Below are 20678 nucleotides of genomic sequence, written 5' to 3'. Positions count from 1 at the left end.
GGCGAGCAGTTCGCCGCGCCGAAAGGGGACGAGAGCATGATTCCGCTTCCATCCGATATCGAATTTACAGAATGTGAGTTCGCCGAAGCAAGAGAGAAGCTCGAACAGGAGCAATTCGCGCTCGGCGGCAATTGGGACTACGACCGCGGCACGTTTGACCGATTTCTTGATGATGCCCGCAAAGTATGGTTACGGCTTCCATTTGAAGTGGTGACGGGTTCGATCGACGTCGATAGAGCCGATAATAACGCTTCGATCAAGTTCGGCACCCCGTTCGTACTGAAGCATTTATATAACGAAGGCAATGATGCGGAGGCTTCTGTCAGACTCGTTGGAAGCGTGTTCGATCAGTTTCAGTCGCCGATAGATCCGGATGCGAAGGTAGAGTCCGTCTGGATCGATAAAGCGAAGCAAGCACTAGCCGCAGCGGAACGGCAACTACTCGTATAATCAGGAGAGGACGGCTTGTCTTCTCTACTTTAATAACCTCTTGCTGATAGTTCCGGTGTACGCCGGAGCGCGGCAAGAGGTTTTTTATTTATATTTTTGTCTATATTTCATTATCGTTTTAATTCTTTTTAAGTTTGTTTTAAGGTAGAATGTGCATGATAGAAATAACGAAACGGCAGATTTAAATTTATGGAGGGACGTACAGATGGACGATCAAAATAAAAAAGGTCCTTATGACGATTTTTTCGACGACAAGACGGGCGGATCGAGCGAACAGAACGAGAATAACCATTCGGAATCGGACAGTCATGCACAGCATGACGATGGCGCTCAAGACGATCAGACTTCCAATAAATCTTCCTACTATTATTCTTACGGGCCTTTCAAACCAGGTGCACAGGATGGACGGTATAATAATAGCTTCCGCCAGCAGCCGGAACAGAATGACCGCTCTGATGCGAATGCCGCAGACGGACGCGATCATAAGAATGATTGGCCGGAAGCAGCCCGCGCTCCGCAGGGAGAATCCAGAACGCAACACGATGGTTATCCGGAGCAAGCTTATGGACACGATCAGCAAGAACAGGGCAATGTGATCCCGATGCACAACCGGCCGTTCATGCCGGTAGCAGCGGCTTCGAGCAATTCGCGAGGCGGCGGCTGGCAGATGTCAGAGAAGCGTCGTTCTTCTTGGAAAGGCATGTTCGCCGCTTTCATGGCAGGCATCATCGTAGTCGGCGCTCTCAGCTACGCGGCGGATACGAATAACTGGTTTACTAAGAAAGCGGCGGTCGCTTCTAGCACGAATCAGACGGGCACCGCGGTATCGGCTAGCGTTGGCGGCGCGGGCGTATCCAATGCGGCGGACGTTGTCCGGCCGAACAATATCGCGAAAATCTTCGAGCAAGCAAGTCCAGCGGTCGTGAAGATCGAAACTTTCGTTAAACAACAGCAGCGGCAGCAAGGCTCGGGCGGGCTGTTCGATGATCCGTTCTTCCGTCAGTTCTTCGGAGACGACAATTCGGGCAATGGTAAACAAGACCAGCAGCAACAACAAGGACAAAGTGAACTGACGCCGCAAGGCATTGGTACGGGGTTCTTCTTCGATGAGACCGGATATATTTTGACGAACCAGCACGTCGTTGCAAGCTCCGATGAAATCGAAGTAACGGTGCAGGGTTACGATAAGCCGTTCAAGGCGAAGCTGCTTGGCTCGAGCTTCGATCTCGACTTGGCTGTACTGAAGGTTGAAGGCGAGAAACCGTTCCCGACGCTTGCGCTCGGCTCTTCGGACAGCATCAACATCGGCGATTGGGTCGTCGCGATCGGCAACCCTTACGGCTTCGATCATACCGTTACGATCGGCGTGCTCAGTGCGAAGGAACGTCCGATCGACATTCCGGATGAAGACGGCACGCGCGAATACAAACATTTGTTGCAGACAGACGCTTCGATCAATCCGGGCAACTCCGGTGGACCGCTGTTGAACCTGCAAGGCGAGGTTGTGGGCATCAACACGGCAGTCAGCTCGCAGGCGCAGGGGATTGGATTCGCGATTCCGACGAGCACGATCCAAGAAGTTCTCGACAGCTTGAAGAACAATAAAGAAATTCCGAAAGCGCCGGCTCCGTTCATCGGTGTCGACCTTCAGGATTTGAATGAGCAATATTCGAAGCAGCTCGGATTGGAAACGACGGAAGGTGTGCTTGTAACAGGTGTATACTACAAATCGCCGGCCTACAATGCAGACGTACGCCAATACGATGTTATTACAGGTGTTAACGGCACGAAATACGGCACATCCGACAAACTGAAAGCTGCGATTCAAGAGCATAAGGTCGGGGAACAAATTACGCTTAACGTGATTCGCAACGGCAAGCAGATTGATGTGCCTGTATCGATCGGCGACAAAAATCAATTTAATATCGAACAATAAACATAACGAAGCGCAGGCCGGCGAACAACCGCCTGCGTTTCTTCACGTAGAAAGGGCGTTCGGCGGATGAGACAGCGTATATTTGTAGTTGATGACGATGATAAAATTACTTCGATGCTTCGGCGGAGCTTGGCATTCGACGGCTATGAGGTGACAACGGCCAATGACGGCCAGGAGGGGCTCCGGCTCATGCAGCAGTCCGATCCGGATCTGCTCATCTTGGATGTTATGATGCCGAATATGGATGGCTGGGAAGTGTGCCGGCGTGTCCGGGAAGCGGGCAGCGGCGTACCGATTCTGATGCTGACGGCGAAGGATGAAATCCAGGACCGTGTGAAAGGGCTCGATCTAGGGGCGGACGATTACCTCGTTAAGCCTTTTGCATTAGAGGAGCTGCTTGCCCGCGTTCGTGCGTTGCTTCGGCGCAAGACCGACAAGCAGGAGACGGATGGCCGTCTACAATTCGAGGATCTTACGCTCGATCTCGATTCGCGTGAAGCGATTCGAGGCGGACGCCGGATCGATCTAACAGCGAAGGAATTCGATCTGCTTCATCTGTTCATGCAGAATCCGCGCAGAGTGCTGACTCGAGATTCGATTATGGACAAAATATGGGGCTACGATTACAGCGGCGAATCGAATGTGCTTGAAGTATATATTGCCATGCTGAGGCAGAAGACGGAGGACGGAACGGCGAAGCGGCTTATTCAGACCGTACGGGGCACCGGCTACGTACTAAGAGGGGAAGGCTGACATCATGTCGATACGGCTGCGTCTTACGTTATGGTTTTCCGGGCTGCTCGCAGTCATTCTGCTGCTGTTCGGAAGCGCTTTGTACTTCTATGTGTATTTTAATTCCAATAACGAAGTGAAAGCTCAGCTAGGAGAAAGCGCCAAGCAACTGCTGCAGGAAAGCCGCGGCGACTGGAGCGGCAGTATCCGGCCCGACCGGCTGACGAATTCCACTCTACAGAGCGAGCTGTATGTGCAGCTGTTCAATGTGCAGTATAACAATATCCAAGACAAGTCTTCCAATATGCTGCAAAATAATTTGCAATTTCCTAAGCCTGCGGACTGGGACACGCCGGACCCGATTCACTACCGTACAGTAAAAACAAGCGGAAATCCGTTCATGCTATGTGAAATTAAACTGGTTGGACTGGATCAGAATGTGGTCTATATTGTCCAAATCGGTGCTTATACAGGAAGCCAGGCGGAATATTTGTATGATCTTCGTACGATTCTCATTATAAGCTCGCTGGCCGCTGTGTTGATCGCTGCTGCGACTGGATTGCTGCTTGCCCGGAAGGCGCTTCGCCCGATCGAGAACGTCATTAGCGCCTCCCGTCAGATCGAGACGGGTTCGGATCTTAGCCACCGGATTCCGAGATTGCAGACGAACGACGAGATCGGCACGCTGACGGATACTCTTAACGGTATGCTCTCTAAATTAGAGACGGCCTATAACGAGCTGGACGAGGCCTACAACTCGCAGCGCCGGTTCGTATCCGACGCATCGCATGAGCTGCGGACACCGCTGACGACGATTCGCGGCAATATCGAGCTGCTGCAGCGGATGTCCCGTCCTGCGCTAGGTGACGGCAGCGGTTCAGAGCCGGTAGTGTCGGAGCTGGAAGCCGAGCGGATTGCGATGTCGCAAGAAGCGATGCAAGACATCGCAGACGAGGCGATTCGGATGAGCCGGCTCGTGAACGATTTGTTGTCGCTCGCGAGGGCGGACGCCGGCTTCGTCATGGAGAAGTCGGAAGTGGAGATGCTGTCCATCGTGGAAGACGTCTGCCGCCGGGCTCAGCATTTGCCGCGGAAGGCGGAGTGGGTCACTCACGATTACGGTATTCTGGAAGGAGTCACCGTATACGGGAACCCCGATTATTTGCGGCAGCTGCTGTTCATATTTATCGAGAACGCATTCAAGTATACGCCAAGCGGCACGGTTGATCTTAGCGTCATCAAGGGTGAGGACCGGGTCGGCATCATGATCAAAGATACCGGCATCGGCATGAAGCGCGAGGAAGTGCCGAGCATCTTCGACCGCTTCTACCGGGCGGATGAATCGCGCGGCAAGACGAGCGGAACCGGGCTTGGATTATCGATAGCAAAATGGATAATTGACGAACATAACGGTTTTGTAGAAGTGACGACACGGGAGGGAGCAGGAAGCACTTTCACCGTCTGGCTGCCCGTCAGCTTTTCTCGGCACTCCGAATCGGGTATAATGGAGTGAATGGATTGTAAGGCCGAGGAAGTTGGCATCGGCAGAAAGTAGGTGTTTAGTCATGGAAGTCGTCAAAATCTCTCCACGTGGCTATTGTTACGGCGTCGTAGATGCAATGGTGCTTGCGCTGCAGACTGCTCGCAACCTGGATCTTCCAAGACCGGTTCACATATTAGGCATGATCGTTCACAATGCTCACGTGACGGAAGCTTTCAAGCATGAAGGCATTATTACGCTTGACGGTCCTAACCGGCTTGAAATTTTGGAACAAATTGATAAAGGCACGGTTATTTTCACCGCTCACGGCGTATCGCCGGAAGTGAGACAACGCGCTGTAGACAAGGGTTTGACCGTTGTTGATGCGACCTGTCCAGACGTCACGAAGACGCATGATTTGATTCGTACCAAGACGGCAGAAGGATACGAAATTATTTATATCGGTAAGCAAGGCCACCCCGAGCCGGAGGGAGCGATCGGCATTGCGCCGGAAAGCGTCCATCTGATCGAGCGTGAACAAGATATCGAGCAGCTAAACTTGAGCAGCGAGCGTCTCCTTATTACGAATCAGACGACGATGTCGCAATGGGATATTCGAATTCTGATCTCGAAGCTGCTGGAGAAATACCCGCATGCCGAAATTCATAACGAAATTTGTCTAGCGACGCAAGTGCGTCAAGAAGCGGTTGCCGATCAAGCGGATCAGGCGCAGCTTGTCATTGTCGTAGGCGATCCGCGCAGTAATAACTCGAACCGTCTGGCGCAGGTGTCGGAGGAAATTGCCGGAGTGAAAGCCTATCGCGTGGCCGATCTGAGCGAGGTCGACATCGATTGGCTGAAGGGCCTGGAACGCGTCGCGGTAACGTCAGGTGCGTCTACGCCGACGCCGATTACGAAAGAAGTCATTGCTTTCCTTGAGCAATTCGATACGAATGATCCATCTACGTGGGAGAAACGGCGTACCATTAATATGAATAAGCTGCTGCCGACGATTCGTACGAAATCGGCAGGTGCGTAGTGATGGCTGGTAAAGGACGCGTGCGGCAGTCGGGGAGCGCTGCTCGCGTTCGAGGAAGTAAGCTGTTACGATTGAAGCGCTGGTTCAAGCACAAATTTATTATGCTTATGCGAGCTCCGGGAGGCCCCTCTAAGGTAGCGCTTGGATTCTCGATCGGGATTGCGATCGAGATGATTACGTTGCCGACGTTCGGTCTTGCGTTTCTGCTTATGTTCCCGCTTGTCTACATGATGAGTGCAAGCATGGCGGGGGCGTTGATCGGATTCGTATTCGGTAAAATTATATTTATCCCTATCGCGTTTCTTAGCGGAATCGTGGGGGGATGGATATTGCCGGACCATCTTCAGGTGAACATTTCGTTCCTGCCGCATTTCATCAACAAGTTTATCGGGTATAACCTGAAGCTGATTGTCGGCGGATTAATTAATGGCATTCTGCTCGGCATATTGTTCTACTTCCCTGTGAAGCAAGGCATTGCGTTCTTCGCCGAGCGAAGGAAGAAGAAAAGAAAATCAAAGCGTAACGATACGCCCTCTGCGAACCCCTTACCCGAGTGACAGCAGCCTCCACCCTTCATGGAATGAAGGGTGGAGGCTTTTTTTTTTATAACCCCTAATTCCGTACGATCCTTCGATGGAAGCATTCATAACATTTTTCTGGATTTCCCAAGTTGCGCGGGGCAGGCTCATTCATCGACAGGGAGCCAAACGAGACAAGTGCTCATGTTAAATGAATAAATCCTATTGACGGAAGAGGCAGCATGAGGTATATTCACTTTAGCAGTTAAAAGCATAAAAGCCACAAAGCATAAAAGCTTAAAAGCGAACAAGCGTTGAAGTGTGAAACTGTAAAATGAAAGAACGGCTGCTTGCGCCGTCCGAACGCAAAGATCTTTTGTACTTATACGAAATCATCCAATCCATAAATGATAAATTGAAGGAGAGATCGATATGATCGTTATTACGAAATCCAACATTACGGAAGAGCGTATTGCGGAAATTGTGTCCCAAATTGAGAGAGCGGGCGTGCAGGCGCATGTATCGCGCGGTACGGACCGTACGGTCATCGGCATTATCGGCAAGGCGGAGCCGACGCTCGCAGAGCATCTTCGTCAACTGAAGGACGTCGACAATGTGATTAAAATTTCGAAGTCCTACAAACTCGCCAGCCGCGAGTTCCATCCGAACGACACGATCATCGAGGTGAAAGGCGTCAAAATCGGCGGCGAGCATCTCGTCATTATGGGCGGTCCGTGCGCAGTGGAAACGCCGGCACAGATCGATGAAATCGCACGTCTTGTGAAGGAAGCAGGCGGGCAAGTGCTTCGAGGCGGCGCCTTCAAGCCGCGCACAGGTCCATACAGCTTCCAAGGGGTTGGCGTTGAAGGTCTCGTTATGATGGCTGAAGCGGGTCAAAAGCATGGTCTGCTGACGATTACAGAAGTCATGACGCCGGAATATGTAGATGTCTGTGCGGAATACGCTGACATTCTCCAAGTCGGTACGCGTAACATGCAGAACTTCGACTTGCTTCGCAAACTCGGCACGATCGACAAGCCGGTGCTCCTCAAGCGCGGATTCAGCGCAACGTACGACGAACTCTTGAACGCTGCGGAGTACATCCTTGCCGGAGGCAATCCGAACGTTATGCTCTGCGAGCGTGGAATCCGAACGTTCGAGACGTACACGCGCAACACGCTCGACTTGTCAGCTATTCCGGTATTGCAGTCGCTAAGCCATCTTCCGGTCATCTCGGACCCTAGCCACGGAACGGGACGGCGCGAATTGGTAGAGCCGATGTCCAAAGCTTCGGTTGCTGCAGGCGCGAACGGGCTTATTATCGAAATGCATACGGATCCGGACAATTCGATGACAGGTGATGGCGTGCAATCGCTTTTCCCAGATCAATTCGCAAACCTTTTGAAGGATTTGGAGAAGCTTGCGCCGCTCGTAGGCAAGCGATTCGATACGCCTAAGCAGCCGGCAGAAGCATTTGTTTCCTGGACCAAATAAACTCTCTAGTAGAGACACACAAACCGTGAACCCTTGCTAATCAAGGGCTTCACGGTTTTTTAAGTTTCGAATCGACACCGGAAATTGTGAAAGTTTTTCTAAAGCTGTGAGAATACCTCACATGACTTAAAAAAATACCTTACATAACTATTGACCATGTAAATCATCGAGTCTTATAATAGCCACATAGAAACAAGGAAACTTGAACGATTCAAGTTCAAACCAACCTAAATGTTCGGAAATGGGAGGATTTTAACATGTCAGTTCAAAACGTATTGAACACGATTAAAGAAAACAACATCCAATTCGTCGACTTCCGCTTCGTTGACCTTGCAGGCCGTGCGCACCACATCACGCTGCCAGCGACAGAGGTAGACGCTGATACTTTCGTTAACGGCGTAGCATTCGACGGTTCGTCGATCGTCGGCTTCCGCGGCATCGAAAACTCCGACATGGTTATGATGCCAGACACTGAATCGGTATTCATCGATCCTTTCACTGATCATCCTACACTTAACATTATGAGCAACATCCATACGCCTGAGGGCGATCGTTACGACCGTGACCCACGCTCGATTGCTCACAAAGCAGAAGAGTACCTCCAAACGACGGGTATCGGCACGACGGCATTCTTCGCACCAGAATCCGAATTCTTCATCTTCGACGACGTTCGCTACGAAAGCAGCATGAACAAATCGTTCTTCGAAGTTGACTCCGATGAGGCAGCTTGGAACACGGGCCGTAAAGAAGAAGGCGGCAACCTTGGTTTCAAAGTTGGCGTTAAAGGCGGCTATGTTCCAGTAGCTCCAGTTGACGCACAACAAGATATCCGCAGCGAAATGGTTCGCGTTATGCAAGAAACGGGCCTCCGCGTTGAGCGCCATCACCATGAAGTTGCAACGGCAGGTCAAGCAGAGATCAACTTCCGCTTCGACACGCTGACGAAAACAGCTGACAACCTGATGAAATACAAATATATCGTGCACAATGTAGCTCGCCAATACGGCAAAGTTGCAACGTTCATGCCGAAACCACTCTTCGGCGACAACGGCAGCGGCATGCACGTGCATATGTCGATCTTCAATGGCGATTCCCCGCTGTTCTATGAGAAAGGCGCATATGCTAACCTGAGCCCGATCGCTATGCACTTCATGGGCGGTATCCTGCACCACGCGCCAGCGCTGATCGCACTGACGAACCCGTCGACGAACTCGTTCAAGCGTCTCGTGCCAGGTTATGAAGCACCAGTTAACCTCGTATTCTCGAAAGGCAACCGTTCTGCAGCGGTTCGTATTCCGATCGCAGCAGTTACGCCTAAAGGCTGCCGTATTGAGTTCCGTACGCCGGACTCCACGGCTAACCCTTACCTTGCATTCGCAGCAATGCTGCTTGCAGGTCTGGACGGCATCCAACGCAAAATCGATCCAGTCGCACTGGGCTATGGTCCTTTCGACAAAAATATCTACGAGCTGTCCGATGAAGAAAAACGCGAAATCCGCAGCGTACCAGGTACGCTCGACGAAGCGCTCAACGCTCTGGAAGCAGACTATGAGTTCTTGACGGCAGGCGATGTCTTCACGAAAGAATTCATCGACAACTACGTACAAGTAAAACGCAACGAAGCAAAAGCAGTAGCGATCCGTATCCATCCTTACGAGTACGGCCTCTACTTCGACTGCTAAGATTCATGCATTCATAAATTTAGGCGGACCCGCGCGGGTCCGCTTTTATTTTGCGCGGATCTTGTCGAAAACATAATGCTGCTGCATCCTATTGGACCATCCAAAGGCTGTGGCAAATCGAGGAATAACGTTTCTTTCGTTCGTTCGATTTGAAAAATCGTCTTTCAGTGCAAAATAACGACGCGAGCATTCGTTAGGATTAGACACGGATAGGGATTGTACGGTGTCTCTACGCAGGTACAAGCGGATCATTTTGAGCCCGGTTTTTCGATACTTTTCGAGCATACATTTGACAAAAAAAATGTGTGGAGACCAAGTTTTATGAATGTACGGCAAAAAACGAGGCAAAAGTGCTAAATCCGAATGATTTTTACTAAATAATATTTTTTGTTCGACTTTTAGACACTTGATGAAGCGGCGTAAACTTGCTATCATAGCCATAGTTGATCGGAATGGACTCGCCTCTAATTGTAATAAGATTGGGAGACTTTTCTTTTCTGAAATCGAAGACAGGGGTGTATACGGTGACGAAACGGGCATATAACTTTAACGCCGGACCGGCAGCGCTGCCGCTTGAGGTACTGCAGCAGGCGCAGGAGCAATTCGTGGACTATCACGGGGCAGGCATGTCGATTATGGAGATGTCTCACCGCAGCGCGCTGTACGAGCAAGTAAACAACGAAGCACGGGATCTGCTGCGCGAATTGTTCGGCATTCCGGACAATTATCAAGTGCTGCTGCTGCAAGGCGGCGCAAGCACGCAATTCGCTTCGATTCCAATGAACCTGCTTCAACCAGGCAAGACCGGCTCTTATGTGATGACGGGCAGCTGGGCTGACAAAGCATACAAAGAAGCAAAGCTGTTCGGCGAAGCAGCAATTGCAGCATCGTCGGAGGAATTCAAGTTCAACCGCATTCCGGACTTGTCGTCGATCGCACTGCCGGACAATGCGGCATATCTCCACATTACGTCGAATGAAACGATTGAAGGTACGCAATTCCAAGCTTATCCGGACACGGCTGGCGTGCCGCTGATCGCCGATATGTCGAGCGACATCCTATGCCGTCCAGTAGACGTGTCGAAGTTTGGCATGATTTACGCTGGCGCACAGAAAAACCTGGGTCCATCGGGTGTTACGATCGTTATTATTCGCGACGATCTGGCAGCTAATAGTCCGAAGACGATCCCTACGATGCTGCGCTACGATACGCATGCGAAGAACGATTCGCTGTATAACACGCCGCCATCGTTCTCGGTATATATGGTAACGCTCGTCCTGAAATGGCTGAAAGAAAAGGGCGGCGTAGCGGGTATGGAGCAATTCAACCGCGACAAAACGAAGCTCATCTATGACACAATCGATAACAGCGGCGGCTTCTACCGCGGATTTGCTGATCCGGCAAGCCGTTCGCTTATGAACATTACGTTCCGCATTCATTCGGAAGAGCTCGAGAAGCTGTTCGTGAAGGAATCGGAAGCAGCAGGCTTCGTCGGCCTGAAAGGCCACCGGAGCGTTGGCGGGCTTCGCGCTTCGACGTACAACGCAGTGCCGCTCGAGAGCTGCCAAGCGCTTGCGCAATTTATGGCTGAGTTCCAGAAACGCCACGGTTAATCAACAGCAGCCTGAATACGGCTGAAGACGACAATAACCGCCCACTTCTTCCAGTCCGGAAGAAGTGGGCGGTCTTCTGTCTTGCTGGCTCCGTGTTTGCCTAGCAGGCCTAAATGCCTGCCATAGAGGACGGCTCGACCGTTTGCGGCGGCCCGGACAGCTTATAGCCAACGTTGCGTACCGTAATGATATATTCCGGCGTACGAGCATTTCTCTCGATTTTGTCGCGCAAATGGCTGACGTGAACATCAACGATCCGCGTATCGCCGAGAAAATGGTAATCCCACACGCCATGCAGCAGCTGCTGACGGCTCAACACTTTGCCGCGGTGGCGGCAAAGGAAATGGAGAAGCTCGAATTCCTTCGGCGTCAGCTCGATCGGTCTGCCGTCGACATGTACCTCGCGCTGCTCGGGATAAACGGACAGCCGGCCGAATTCGAAGACGGTAACCTCGCCTGAGCTAGGCAGCGATGACAGCCGCCGGAATATCGCCTGGATGCGGGAGATAAGCTCCTGCGGGCTGAAAGGCTTCGTCATATAATCGTCAGCGCCGTTGTCGAGTCCGGCGATTTTGTCCGTCACATCTTGTAGAGCGGTCAGCATGATGATGGGAACAGCATTGTTCTGCCGGCGAAGCTCGCGGCATACTTGGATGCCGTCCATCTTCGGAAGCATGAGATCGAGAACGATCAGATCGGGACGAAAAGGCTTGAGCAGCTCGAATACGGCTTCTCCGTCATGCACACAGCGGACCTCGTAGCCCGCTAGCTTCAAATTGAATTCGATGAGCATCGAGATTGAAGGCTCATCATCAACGATTAATATTTTTTTCTTCATCCTCGTCTATACTCCTTCGTTCCCGTAATATTGTATTTTCGCAAGTCGCGCATTTGCACCTGGTGGATGTTGTTGTGGGTTCATTATGGCGCGTCAGCATGTGCGCAAGATTATGGTAACGTTAACCGGATGTAAAATATATAAAGTTCGTGTTTGATTGTAAAAACAAGATCAGATCGAAAGGAACGATTACGACATGCCATTTCATATCGTATTGGTCGAACCGGAAATTCCGGCGAACACCGGCAATATTGCAAGAACATGTGCAGCTACCGGCACCCATTTGCACCTTGTTCGTCCGCTTGGCTTTCGTACCGACGATGCTACGCTGAAACGTGCAGGATTGGATTATTGGTATGCGGTTAATTTGACGTATTACGACAGCTTCGCTGAGGTGAAGGAGCGCTTCAAGGACAACCGCTTCTTCTTCGCTAGCACACGTGCGGATAAGCGATACAGCGACATGGCATACCGCGACGGCGATCTGTTCGTATTCGGCAAGGAGACGAAGGGACTTCCGCAGGAGCTGCTGGACGAGCATCCCGATACGCTGATTCGGATGCCGATGACCGATAAAGTCCGCTCGCTGAATTTGGCGAATTCGGCCGCGATTGTCGTCTATGAAGCGCTGCGTCAGAACGACTTCCCTGGTTTATTCGACTAACTTTATTGCAGAATCTTAAGAAAAACTAGATCTGGGAAGGAAAAGTTCACTAACCATCGAAAGTCTATAGTGCATAGGTTTCTCATAACTGGCTGCGAATCAAGACACAAGGAGTGAATAAGGATGAAACCGGCAGGTGTAGTACGTAAAGTAGACCAACTGGGGCGCATCGTATTGCCTAAATCGTTGCGCAAACGGTATCAAATGAACGAGGGAGATCCTGTAGAAATTTTGGTGCAGGGTGACCATATCATTCTGGAACGGTATCGTCCAAGATGCGTATTCTGCGGATCGATGGAAGAAGTTAACGACTTCAAAGAACGTTATGTATGCGGAGAATGCATGACCGACATGGGTCAGCTTCGCCGTTAATCGATTTCATTGAAACAAAAAAAGCTTCCCGCCAACGGCGGGGAGCTTTTTTTGTAACCAGCTGCAAATTCAATGAAATCGAATTACAGACCTTTCGTCTTGTCGTCGTTGTAGGATGCCGTAAAGATGGCAGTCACAAACAGAACCATGACGAGAAGAACGATCAGAAAGTTAAGCGTCATCACGCACACCTCCAATGATAGGTTAATTATACCCAACTGGCTGGCAAAAGAAAACGATATTAATTGTGAACAAGTTGTTACGTTTTCTTCCGTTAGGTTTCGTTCTTCCGGTGCTGCTGCGGCGACATTCCGGAATGCTTCTTGAATACTTTGCTGAAATACTTCTCGTCCGCGTAACCGGTCATTGCTGCGATCTCTGCAATTTTGTAAGCTCGGTTCGCGAGAAGCAGAGTTGCTTTCTCCATACGCAGCCGTTCGACATACTCGGATAGCGTAACACCGGTCTCTTGACGGAACTTGCGGGACACATATTCCCGGCTAAGGAAGAACCGGCTGGCCAATTGCTGAAGGGACAAGTCATCCTGCAAGTGGCGGTCGATATAATCGGTCATTTCACGAATGATGTTGCGCTCCTGCCGTATGAGGCGGGCGAACCGTTCGGCTTCCTCCAGAAGAAGCGCGATCCACTTCTCTTGTGTCCGATGGAGCGAGAGCGTACCGTCTTCCTCGAACAGGAAGGGCATCGCCAGATGCGGCGCTGGCTCGCCTGTATCGCCTTCCGGGCTGAAGCGGTGCTGCCACTGGACAGCTGCAATGTCCAGCTGCTTCTGCCATCGTTCAATATGAGCCGGCGTTATGGATGCCATTGTACCGGCGGCATGGAACCAAGAGGTTATGCTCTTGCGGAGCGTCAGTTCGTCCCGCGCTAGCATAGCGAGCCGGATTGGCTCTGCAAGGGCAGTCAAATCCGGCAGCGGCGACAGGTCGGCCTGTACAGCGGCAGCGCTGCTCTCCGTCAAGACGGAAGATTCGCCCGCGCGGAGCAGATTCCGCTGCATCAAGGCGCGGCGTGCGGATTCGAACGCATCGCAAGCGCCGTCAGGGAATGGCTTCGCGTTGCTGACTGCCGCGTAGAACGGCAAATTGAAGGTCGAATGCAGCGCCTGGATGAGCTGACCAATTCGATGTTGAGCCATGCGGTCATCGCCTTCCCATAGAAGGACGGCTAATTGTTCAGGATCGTTCGGAAATCGGAATGCGCATCCTTCGTTCCAATCATGCATGACGAGATCGTTCAGCACGTTCTGGATCGCATAGACAGCCAGATCCCGGTCGCCGCTGAACCGCTGAAGCAGCTTGTTCATAAGCGAATGCAGCGGGAACAAGGCAGCGCGGCATTCGGCTGCACCGGCCAGCTTAGGGAACTGCTCCCGAAGCTGGCGAATGAGCGGATCGGCATCGGTCAGGCGCGATTGGATGAGCTGGCTTAACAAGTGGTCGCGATAAACCGGCTTGTACTGATTCATCGTGATGCCCTGCTCGATCTGCCGCTGTTTCTCCTGCTGCTCCTCCGAGAGCAGGTCGAGCGCGCGCTTCACAGCATCGAGCAGCTGTGCCGGATCGATCGGCTTCAACAAGTAATCGATCCCGCCGTGCCGCAGCGTGTGACGGACGTAGCTGAAGTCGTTATAGCCGCTGATAACAATGAGCTTGGCCGAAGGCTCGCAGCTGCTTACCCACTCGATCAGTTTCATGCCGTCCGATACGGGCATATGCATGTCGGTTACGATAATGGAAGGATGCTTCTGCTGAATGATCGCTTTCGCTTCTTCGCCGTTCTCGGCTTCCAGCAGTTCGGAGACGCCGAAGCGCTCCCATGGGACGAGCAGCTTGGCGGCTTCCCGCGCATGCTGCTCGTCGTCGACGATAAGAACGATCATGACAGCACCTCTCTTTCTTCCTGTTCGATCGGCACGATGAGCGTTACGAGAAGCCCGCCATTCGTGCCGCCATTCAGCGTCAAGCCGGCGCGTTCGCCGCAGTTGAGCCGCAGCCGGGACAATACGTTCACGAGGCCGATATGCTCTTGTTCGCTAAAGTCCGGCTTCTGTGCGATCAGCTCGCGCAGCCGCTCAAGCCGGTCCGGATCGATCGGCGGTCCGTCGTTCTCGATGCTGATGAACAGCAGCTCGTCATCAGAGCGAACCGTACGAATGGCGACGCGGAGATCGCCGCCGGCAGGATCGAAAGCGTGCTTAAACACATTTTCTGCGAGCGGCTGTAAAATCATGCGCGGAACGGGCAGTCTTGCCGTATCCGGCGCGACATCGATCCGGTAATCGAGCTTGTCGCCGAACCGGTGCTTCTGCAGCTCCAAGTAAGCGGTCGTATGATCGATCTCCTCTATCAGCATAACGGGCTTGTCGGAGCCGCTCATCGAATACCGCATCAGCTTGCCTAGCAGCATAACAAGCTGATAGACGCCCGGCGCGCCGCTCTGCAGAGCGGATGTACCGATCATCTGCAGCGCATTGTATAGAAAATGCGGCTGAACTTGCGCCTGCAGCGCCTTCAGCTCGTTCGTCTTGTTCGCGATTTCGAGCTTATATTCCCGCAGGACGAGGTTGTTGATCGTCTCCATCATAAGCCGGAAGCGGCGCGCTAGCGCACCGATCTCGTCGGTCCGGTTCAGCCGGATGTCGATATCGAGCTCACCAGATTGTATGCGGTTCGCATAACCTGTAAGCTTCCGGATTGGAGACGTAATCCAGAACGAGACATACACAGCAATCGCCGCTACAATGATCGACGAGAGGATAAGGACGACCGTGTTAACTAGCGTAACTTGGCGGGTTCCCGCTTGCAGCGTCGACTCCGGAATTTTCGTAACAATGGTCCAATTCAAGTTGCCGTCGATGAGCTTGTCGTACACATATACGCCGCGGAATGAAGCGTTATCCGACATCGAGTAGCCGCCTTTGCTGGACTGGGATACGACGGTCAATCCCTCTTTGTCCTGCCAATGTTTGCCGATTTCATCAGCGTTCGGGCCATAGATGACGGTCCCTTGGTCCGATAATAAGTACAGTTGTTCCTTGTTCCGGTCGTACAGATTGTCGCATATCGCATCGATGACGGTCGTATCGATATCGATCGAGAGTGAGCCGATCTGCTCGTCAGCCGGAATGCGAATGACATTGCGGTGAATGGAAACGACCTTCTGGGACGGGGAGTAGGGCGGCGTATTAATGTTGTAGCTGCCGCTCACATGCGTCGGCTCGTAGATCGCCGCAACTTCGACATGGCTGAGCTTATCCGCGTTCGCGGGATATGGCTGATCGGCTTTCTTCGTGTTGCCGCCAACTACGATATAGCCGCGCTTGACCTTCGACGCATATAAGTACACTTGATGGACTTCCTTAACGGCGAGCGCGATCGACTGCAAGCTTTTATAAATTTCCTGTTCGGATAAGTAATCCTGACGGCCTTGCTCTAGAATCCGGTACAGCGTATCTCCGCCGTAGCTTGTCCCATTGTAAACGAGCAGGGAAGCTTGCGTGACCGTCCGGAGGTAATGCTCGAGGTTCGTCTTGCCCTGATAGAGCAAGTTTGACGCCGTATTCACCTTATCGTCGGTCACGATGACGGAGGTGCGCGTATTCGTAATCATGATCGAGGCGGCCATCGGAATGATAATCGCGAGCAGCAGGAAGATGACTAGCTTGGCGCGAAGACTGCGCCTTAGCGCATGGAACTTCATGTTTTAACAATCCTCCCTGCCGGCATATCCGAATTCTCGGACGGAATGAATGGAATACTGGTTATTATAGTGAAAGCCTTTCCATAGATCAATATGTTCCACCTTTCCGGTCACGCTCGTCGGTGTGCAGCATGCGCCGCGGTTCGTATACTTAGGTTACGAATTCAGAAGGGGGCATTGTGCCATGACGAGAAAATGGATAAATGCCGGATGGATGCAGCAGATCATATTTACAGGCCCGGCTACGGTCGCCTTCGCGATCATCGTGCTGCTTCCGTTCGTCATGGGGATGTATTACTCGTTTACCGATTGGAACGGGGTAGCCGATACGGTTTCATTCGTCGGGTTCGACAATTTCAAATCGGCGGCCCAGGACGAAGGCTTCCGCCAGTCGTTTCTGTTCACGGCTAAACTGACGGCAGTTGCCGTTGTACTGACAAACGTGCTCGCTTTCCTGCTCGCGCTGCTGCTCACGCAGCCGATCCGGATGCGGGGAGCGCTGCGCACGATCTTCTTCCTGCCGAATGTCATTGGGGGATTGCTGCTCGGCTTCATCTGGCAATTCATCTTCGTCAAAGGCTTTGCCGCGATCGGCAAGGCGACAGATTGGCATCTATTCAAGCTTCCGTGGCTCGGTGACGAGCAGACGTCATTCTGGGCGATCGTTATCGTGACGATGTGGAGCGGCGCCGGTTATTTGATGGTCATCTACATCGCAGCCTTGATTAACGTGCCGAAGGAATTGAACGAGGCGGCAGCGATAGACGGAGCGACAGCGGTGCAACGGCTGCGTCATATTATTTTTCCGCTTATCATGCCGGCCGTTACAATCTGTTTGTTCCTCGCGTTGTCTTGGTCGTTCAAAGCGTTCGACGTCATTCTGTCGCTGACGAAGGGCGGGCCGTTCAACTCGACGCAGTCGGTTGCGCTGAACATCTATGCAGAGGCGTTCCAGAACAACCGGTATGGGCTTGGCACAGCGAAGGCGTTCATCTTCTTCCTGATCGTAGCCGCCATTACGACGATTCAAGTCCGGCTGACGAAGAAACGGGAGGTGGAAGCCTAACATGAAAACCCGATCGATCCGGCTGCGCTCGCTAAGCGCGGAAGCCGCTGCCGTACTGCTCGCGCTGCTGTTCCTTGTCCCGTTTTATTTCTTGCTCGCGAATTCATTCAAGCCTTATGCCGATATTTTGCTCGATGCGTCCTCGCTTCCGAAGGCGCTTCGATGGCATAATTATACGAAGGCGTTCGATGTGATGAATTTCTTGCATGCTTTCCGCAACTCGCTGCTCATTACGGTCACGAGCATCGCGGGACTGACGTTGTTCGGTTCAATGGCTGCCTACCGGATGGTGCGCAAGCCTAGTATGTACAACAACTTGCTGTTCACGCTGTTCGTAGCGGCGATGGTCATTCCGTTCCAATCGATCATGATTCCGCTCATGAAGGTCGGAAGCTGGTTCCATCTCGTGAACAACATGCCGGGCCTATGGCTGTGCTATATCGGCTTCGGCTCATCGCTGACGATCTTCTTGTACCATGGGTTCGTGAAGTCGATCCCGGCTGAGGTCGAGGAAGCGGCGGTCGTCGACGGCTGCTCGCCGTACGGCGTGTTCTGGCGCATCGTGTTCCCGCTTCTGAAGCCGATGACGATGACGATAGTTATTTTGAACAGTCTCTGGATATGGAATGACTTCCTGCTGCCGCAGCTTATGCTCGGCCGTCCGGGACTGCGCACGATTCCGCTGTCGACGTTCTCGTTCTTCGGCCAATATACGAAGCAATGGGATCTTGCGCTGGCTGCGCTCGTGATGGGCGTACTGCCGATCGTCGTTTTCTTCCTGTTCCTGCAGAAGCATATTATTGAAGGAATTACGGCAGGCTCTGTGAAAGGGTAAGGAAGAGGAGATTCGTGCAATCGTTTGAACGGATGTCAACAAACTCCACCTTTTTGTTCAATGTGGTCGGTGTAAGCGGTTAAATCGTTCCGATATACTGAAGTTGTTCAGGCAAGGCGCTGGTTGACCAACACTTGGGAGGGTCCATACTATGAAAAAATCGTTATTGATCCTGATGTCGATCGTTATGGTTGCAATGCTGGCCGCATGCGGCAGCGACAAGAAGTCCGATAATAACAACACCAGCACAGATACGTCCAACGGGACGGACACGCAGACGGAGCAGAAGACGGACGACACGGCGAAGACGGGCGCGCCGGTTACGATCCGCATGTTCCAGTTCAAAGTTGAGATTGCAGAAGCGCTTGACAAGCTGAAAGCGGAATACGAGAAATCGCATCCGAACGTGAAGCTCGAGATCGAGACGGTCGGCGGAGGCGCGGACTACGGCGCAGCTTTGAAGGCTAAATTCGCTTCCGGCGAAGAACCGGATATTTTCAACAACGGCGGATTCAATGAGATGGAAACGTGGCTTAATCGTCTGGAGGACTTGTCCGACCAGCCGTGGGTAGCCGATGCGCTTGATGTGGCGAAAGTGCCGATGACGAAGGACGGCAAGATTTATGGCATGCCGATGAACATCGAAGGCTACGGCTTCGTCTATAACAAAGATTTGTTCGCGAAGGCGGGCATTACGACGCTGCCGAAGACGTACACGGAGCTGGCTGATGCGGCGAAGAAGCTGAAGGACGCAGGCATTACGCCGTTCGCGAACGGCTATCAGGAATGGTGGATTCTCGGCATTCATAATTTCAACGTCGCTGTAGCGAACCAAGACGATCCGAAAGCGTTCGTCGAGGCGATGAATGCAGGAACGGGCACGCTCGTAGGCAACAAAACGTTCGAGAACTGGACGAAGCTGCTTGATCTGACGCTTCAGTACAGCAACGACAATCCGTTGACGACGGACTACAACACGCAAGTGACGATGTTCGCAAGCGGCCAAGCGGCAATGATGCAGCAGGGCAACTGGACGCAAGTGCAAATCGACGGCGTTAACCCAGATTTGAACCTCGGCGTACTGCCTATGCCGATCAGCGACGATGCGGCGGCGAACGACAACCTGTATGTCGGCGTACCGAACAACTGGGTCGTGAACAAGAACTCGAAAGTAAAAGCGGAAGCGAAGGAATTCCTGAACTGGATGGCAACGTCCGATATCGGCAAAAAGTATATGGTTGAGGAGTTCAAGTTCATCCCGGCGTTCAAATCGGTTGAAGTCAGTGATCCTGCCATTCTTGGAGACATCGCGAACGACGTTATTGCTTACAGCAAGGAAGGCAAGACGAAGAGCTGGAACTGGTTCATGTATCCGGAAGGCGTGACACAGGAGCTCGGCTCGGCGATGCAAGCCTACATTGCGAAGAAGCTGGATCAGAAGGGCTTATTCGAGCAAGTCGATAAGAGCTGGAAAGATCTTGCGAAGAAATAAGCGAATATCTGACGGATAGACATAGCGCGGCCGGCTTGATTGTGAAGAACAATCGAGCCGGCCGCGTTTTTGTTGGCACGCACGAAGCTGCTCGTATAGCCATCGCTATGGATCACTACATGAAAACGACTTTCTTCGTCATGAAATCTTTTCTCTCTGGTCACGTTTCAATAGATTACATTAAGCAGCCGGCTTAGAGGTTGCTGCAAAAGTGCTCACGACTTTTGCAGCAGTCTCGGCATAGGCTGTTTTTTGTTGCGGGATACCCTTTCTTTTGTTTGGTTCCGACAACGTTTCTGAATGAGTTAAGTAAAATTGTAAAAAAGTTAATGATCATCTAGAAATATCCACTCTATCATCATATAATTGTGATTGGTCTTCCAATATAGGAAAAGTCAGGGGTGGTTGGTTCGGGTTTCGAGTATTATATCAATAAATCATATTACTAAATGAATAAAGAAAGGAATACTCAAGTGATTACAAAACGTATAGCTTTTTTTGCAACTATTTTATCTTGTTTCATGCTTCTTTTATCAAGTGTAGTTAATGCAGCTAGTTTTACATACATCTACACAGATGACGGAAAACTGCAGTACATGAAGAATCCCGACGGAACATATATGAAGTACACATACGATGCGAACGGGAATACGACTAAAAGGCAGAAAGTAAACTTAAGTCCCAAATCATCATTGACTTTTGCCAAAGATAAAGTGTTAAACATCACTCCATCCGTTTCTCTGT

The 20678-nt window shown here is 51.7% G+C and carries 18 protein-coding genes; 15 read left to right on the top strand and 3 right to left on the bottom strand.

The genetic code is table 11. The annotated features are described in order from the left end of the window. Window positions 1-36: 36 nt before the first annotated feature. From PKO01S_RS15420 to serC, 9 genes are all read left to right on the top strand, one after another. Complete coding sequence (locus tag PKO01S_RS15420; protein ID WP_127532337.1) at window positions 37-450, top strand: YugN family protein; 414 nt, start codon at window positions 37-39, stop codon at window positions 448-450. 205 nt (window positions 451-655) lie between these two features. Next, window positions 656-2386 carry a S1C family serine protease gene (locus PKO01S_RS15415; RefSeq protein ID WP_127532336.1) on the top strand — a complete coding sequence of 577 codons (1731 nt, stop codon included), beginning with the start codon at window positions 656-658 and terminating at the stop codon, window positions 2384-2386. A 66-nt stretch (window positions 2387-2452) separates the two neighbouring features. Further along, window positions 2453-3139, top strand: coding sequence for a response regulator transcription factor (locus PKO01S_RS15410; RefSeq protein WP_127532335.1), 687 nt, complete (start codon window positions 2453-2455; stop codon window positions 3137-3139). 4 nt (window positions 3140-3143) lie between these two features. Further along, window positions 3144-4631 carry a sensor histidine kinase gene (locus PKO01S_RS15405; RefSeq protein ID WP_127532334.1) on the top strand — a complete coding sequence of 496 codons (1488 nt, stop codon included), beginning with the start codon at window positions 3144-3146 and terminating at the stop codon, window positions 4629-4631. 52 nt (window positions 4632-4683) lie between these two features. Next, window positions 4684-5637 carry a 4-hydroxy-3-methylbut-2-enyl diphosphate reductase gene (locus PKO01S_RS15400; protein ID WP_127532333.1) on the top strand — a complete coding sequence of 318 codons (954 nt, stop codon included), beginning with the start codon at window positions 4684-4686 and terminating at the stop codon, window positions 5635-5637. A gap of 2 nt (window positions 5638-5639) precedes the next feature. Next, window positions 5640-6194 (top strand): DUF2062 domain-containing protein, encoded by a 555-nt coding sequence (locus PKO01S_RS15395; RefSeq protein WP_127532332.1) that lies wholly within the window; start codon window positions 5640-5642, stop codon window positions 6192-6194. A gap of 393 nt (window positions 6195-6587) precedes the next feature. Continuing rightward, window positions 6588-7649, top strand: coding sequence for a 3-deoxy-7-phosphoheptulonate synthase (aroF, locus tag PKO01S_RS15390; protein WP_127532331.1), 1062 nt, complete (start codon window positions 6588-6590; stop codon window positions 7647-7649). A 257-nt stretch (window positions 7650-7906) separates the two neighbouring features. Further along, on the top strand, window positions 7907-9331 hold the full coding sequence (gene glnA / locus PKO01S_RS15385; RefSeq protein ID WP_127532330.1) for a type I glutamate--ammonia ligase: 1425 nt from the start codon (window positions 7907-7909) through the stop codon (window positions 9329-9331). A gap of 524 nt (window positions 9332-9855) precedes the next feature. Beyond that, complete coding sequence (gene serC, locus PKO01S_RS15380; RefSeq protein WP_127532329.1) at window positions 9856-10944, top strand: 3-phosphoserine/phosphohydroxythreonine transaminase; 1089 nt, start codon at window positions 9856-9858, stop codon at window positions 10942-10944. A 109-nt stretch (window positions 10945-11053) separates the two neighbouring features. Here serC and PKO01S_RS15375 read toward each other — a convergent pair whose 3' ends face one another. Continuing rightward, the gene (locus tag PKO01S_RS15375) at window positions 11054-11782 is read right to left on the bottom strand and encodes a response regulator transcription factor (protein WP_127532328.1); all 729 of its coding nucleotides are present in this window, start codon (window positions 11780-11782) and stop codon (window positions 11054-11056) included. Between the two features lie 196 nt (window positions 11783-11978). Between PKO01S_RS15375 and trmL the strand changes: the two genes are divergently transcribed. Beyond that, window positions 11979-12446 carry a tRNA (uridine(34)/cytosine(34)/5-carboxymethylaminomethyluridine(34)-2'-O)-methyltransferase TrmL gene (trmL, locus tag PKO01S_RS15370; protein WP_127532327.1) on the top strand — a complete coding sequence of 156 codons (468 nt, stop codon included), beginning with the start codon at window positions 11979-11981 and terminating at the stop codon, window positions 12444-12446. A 123-nt stretch (window positions 12447-12569) separates the two neighbouring features. Further along, on the top strand, window positions 12570-12818 hold the full coding sequence (locus PKO01S_RS15365) for an AbrB/MazE/SpoVT family DNA-binding domain-containing protein (RefSeq protein ID WP_127532326.1): 249 nt from the start codon (window positions 12570-12572) through the stop codon (window positions 12816-12818). A 274-nt stretch (window positions 12819-13092) separates the two neighbouring features. On the opposite strand, the gene PKO01S_RS15360 is transcribed toward PKO01S_RS15365, so the two are convergent. After that, window positions 13093-14721 (bottom strand): response regulator, encoded by a 1629-nt coding sequence (locus tag PKO01S_RS15360; RefSeq protein WP_127532325.1) that lies wholly within the window; start codon window positions 14719-14721, stop codon window positions 13093-13095. After that, complete coding sequence (locus PKO01S_RS15355) at window positions 14718-16541, bottom strand: cache domain-containing sensor histidine kinase (protein ID WP_127532324.1); 1824 nt, start codon at window positions 16539-16541, stop codon at window positions 14718-14720. The genes PKO01S_RS15360 and PKO01S_RS15355 overlap by 4 nt, the downstream gene beginning before the upstream one ends. 184 nt (window positions 16542-16725) lie before the next feature. On the opposite strand from PKO01S_RS15355, the gene PKO01S_RS15350 reads away from it, so the two are divergent. The 4 genes from PKO01S_RS15350 to PKO01S_RS15335 form a co-directional block, all read left to right on the top strand. After that, the gene (locus PKO01S_RS15350) at window positions 16726-17607 is read left to right on the top strand and encodes a carbohydrate ABC transporter permease (protein WP_127532323.1); all 882 of its coding nucleotides are present in this window, start codon (window positions 16726-16728) and stop codon (window positions 17605-17607) included. 1 nt (window position 17608) lies between these two features. Beyond that, a complete protein-coding gene (locus PKO01S_RS15345; protein WP_127532322.1) occupies window positions 17609-18442 on the top strand; it encodes a carbohydrate ABC transporter permease in 834 nt (277 codons plus the stop codon). Between the two features lie 151 nt (window positions 18443-18593). Then, window positions 18594-19934: an ABC transporter substrate-binding protein gene (locus PKO01S_RS15340; RefSeq protein WP_127532321.1), complete on the top strand. Its 1341-nt coding sequence runs from the start codon at window positions 18594-18596 to the stop codon at window positions 19932-19934. A 473-nt stretch (window positions 19935-20407) separates the two neighbouring features. Beyond that, a partial coding sequence (locus PKO01S_RS15335) for a hypothetical protein (protein WP_218031485.1) occupies window positions 20408-20678 on the top strand: 271 nt, incomplete at its 3' end.

This window comes from Paenibacillus kobensis NBRC 15729 (genome assembly GCF_004000825.1).
Taxonomy (GTDB): Bacteria; Bacillota; Bacilli; order Paenibacillales; family Paenibacillaceae; genus Paenibacillus_T; species Paenibacillus_T kobensis.
Note: the sequence above shows the minus strand (reverse complement) of the source record. Positions and strands in the feature narration are given on the sequence as shown.

Bases quoted from the DNA above. Each gene is read 5' to 3' on its own strand.
- PKO01S_RS15420 (WP_127532337.1), top strand. From the start codon at position 37: ATGATTCCGCTTCCATCCGATATCGAATTTACAGAATGTGAGTTCGCC.
- PKO01S_RS15415 (WP_127532336.1), top strand. From the start codon at position 656: ATGGACGATCAAAATAAAAAAGGTCCTTATGACGATTTTTTCGACGAC.
- PKO01S_RS15410 (WP_127532335.1), top strand. From the start codon at position 2,453: ATGAGACAGCGTATATTTGTAGTTGATGACGATGATAAAATTACTTCG.
- PKO01S_RS15405 (WP_127532334.1), top strand. From the start codon at position 3,144: ATGTCGATACGGCTGCGTCTTACGTTATGGTTTTCCGGGCTGCTCGCA.
- PKO01S_RS15400 (WP_127532333.1), top strand. From the start codon at position 4,684: ATGGAAGTCGTCAAAATCTCTCCACGTGGCTATTGTTACGGCGTCGTA.
- PKO01S_RS15395 (WP_127532332.1), top strand. From the start codon at position 5,640: ATGGCTGGTAAAGGACGCGTGCGGCAGTCGGGGAGCGCTGCTCGCGTT.
- aroF (WP_127532331.1), top strand. From the start codon at position 6,588: ATGATCGTTATTACGAAATCCAACATTACGGAAGAGCGTATTGCGGAA.
- glnA (WP_127532330.1), top strand. From the start codon at position 7,907: ATGTCAGTTCAAAACGTATTGAACACGATTAAAGAAAACAACATCCAA.
- PKO01S_RS15375 (WP_127532328.1), bottom strand. From the start codon at position 11,782: ATGAAGAAAAAAATATTAATCGTTGATGATGAGCCTTCAATCTCGATG.
- trmL (WP_127532327.1), top strand. From the start codon at position 11,979: ATGCCATTTCATATCGTATTGGTCGAACCGGAAATTCCGGCGAACACC.
- PKO01S_RS15365 (WP_127532326.1), top strand. From the start codon at position 12,570: ATGAAACCGGCAGGTGTAGTACGTAAAGTAGACCAACTGGGGCGCATC.
- PKO01S_RS15360 (WP_127532325.1), bottom strand. From the start codon at position 14,721: ATGATCGTTCTTATCGTCGACGACGAGCAGCATGCGCGGGAAGCCGCC.
- PKO01S_RS15355 (WP_127532324.1), bottom strand. From the start codon at position 16,541: ATGAAGTTCCATGCGCTAAGGCGCAGTCTTCGCGCCAAGCTAGTCATC.
- PKO01S_RS15350 (WP_127532323.1), top strand. From the start codon at position 16,726: ATGACGAGAAAATGGATAAATGCCGGATGGATGCAGCAGATCATATTT.
- PKO01S_RS15345 (WP_127532322.1), top strand. From the start codon at position 17,609: ATGAAAACCCGATCGATCCGGCTGCGCTCGCTAAGCGCGGAAGCCGCT.
- PKO01S_RS15340 (WP_127532321.1), top strand. From the start codon at position 18,594: ATGAAAAAATCGTTATTGATCCTGATGTCGATCGTTATGGTTGCAATG.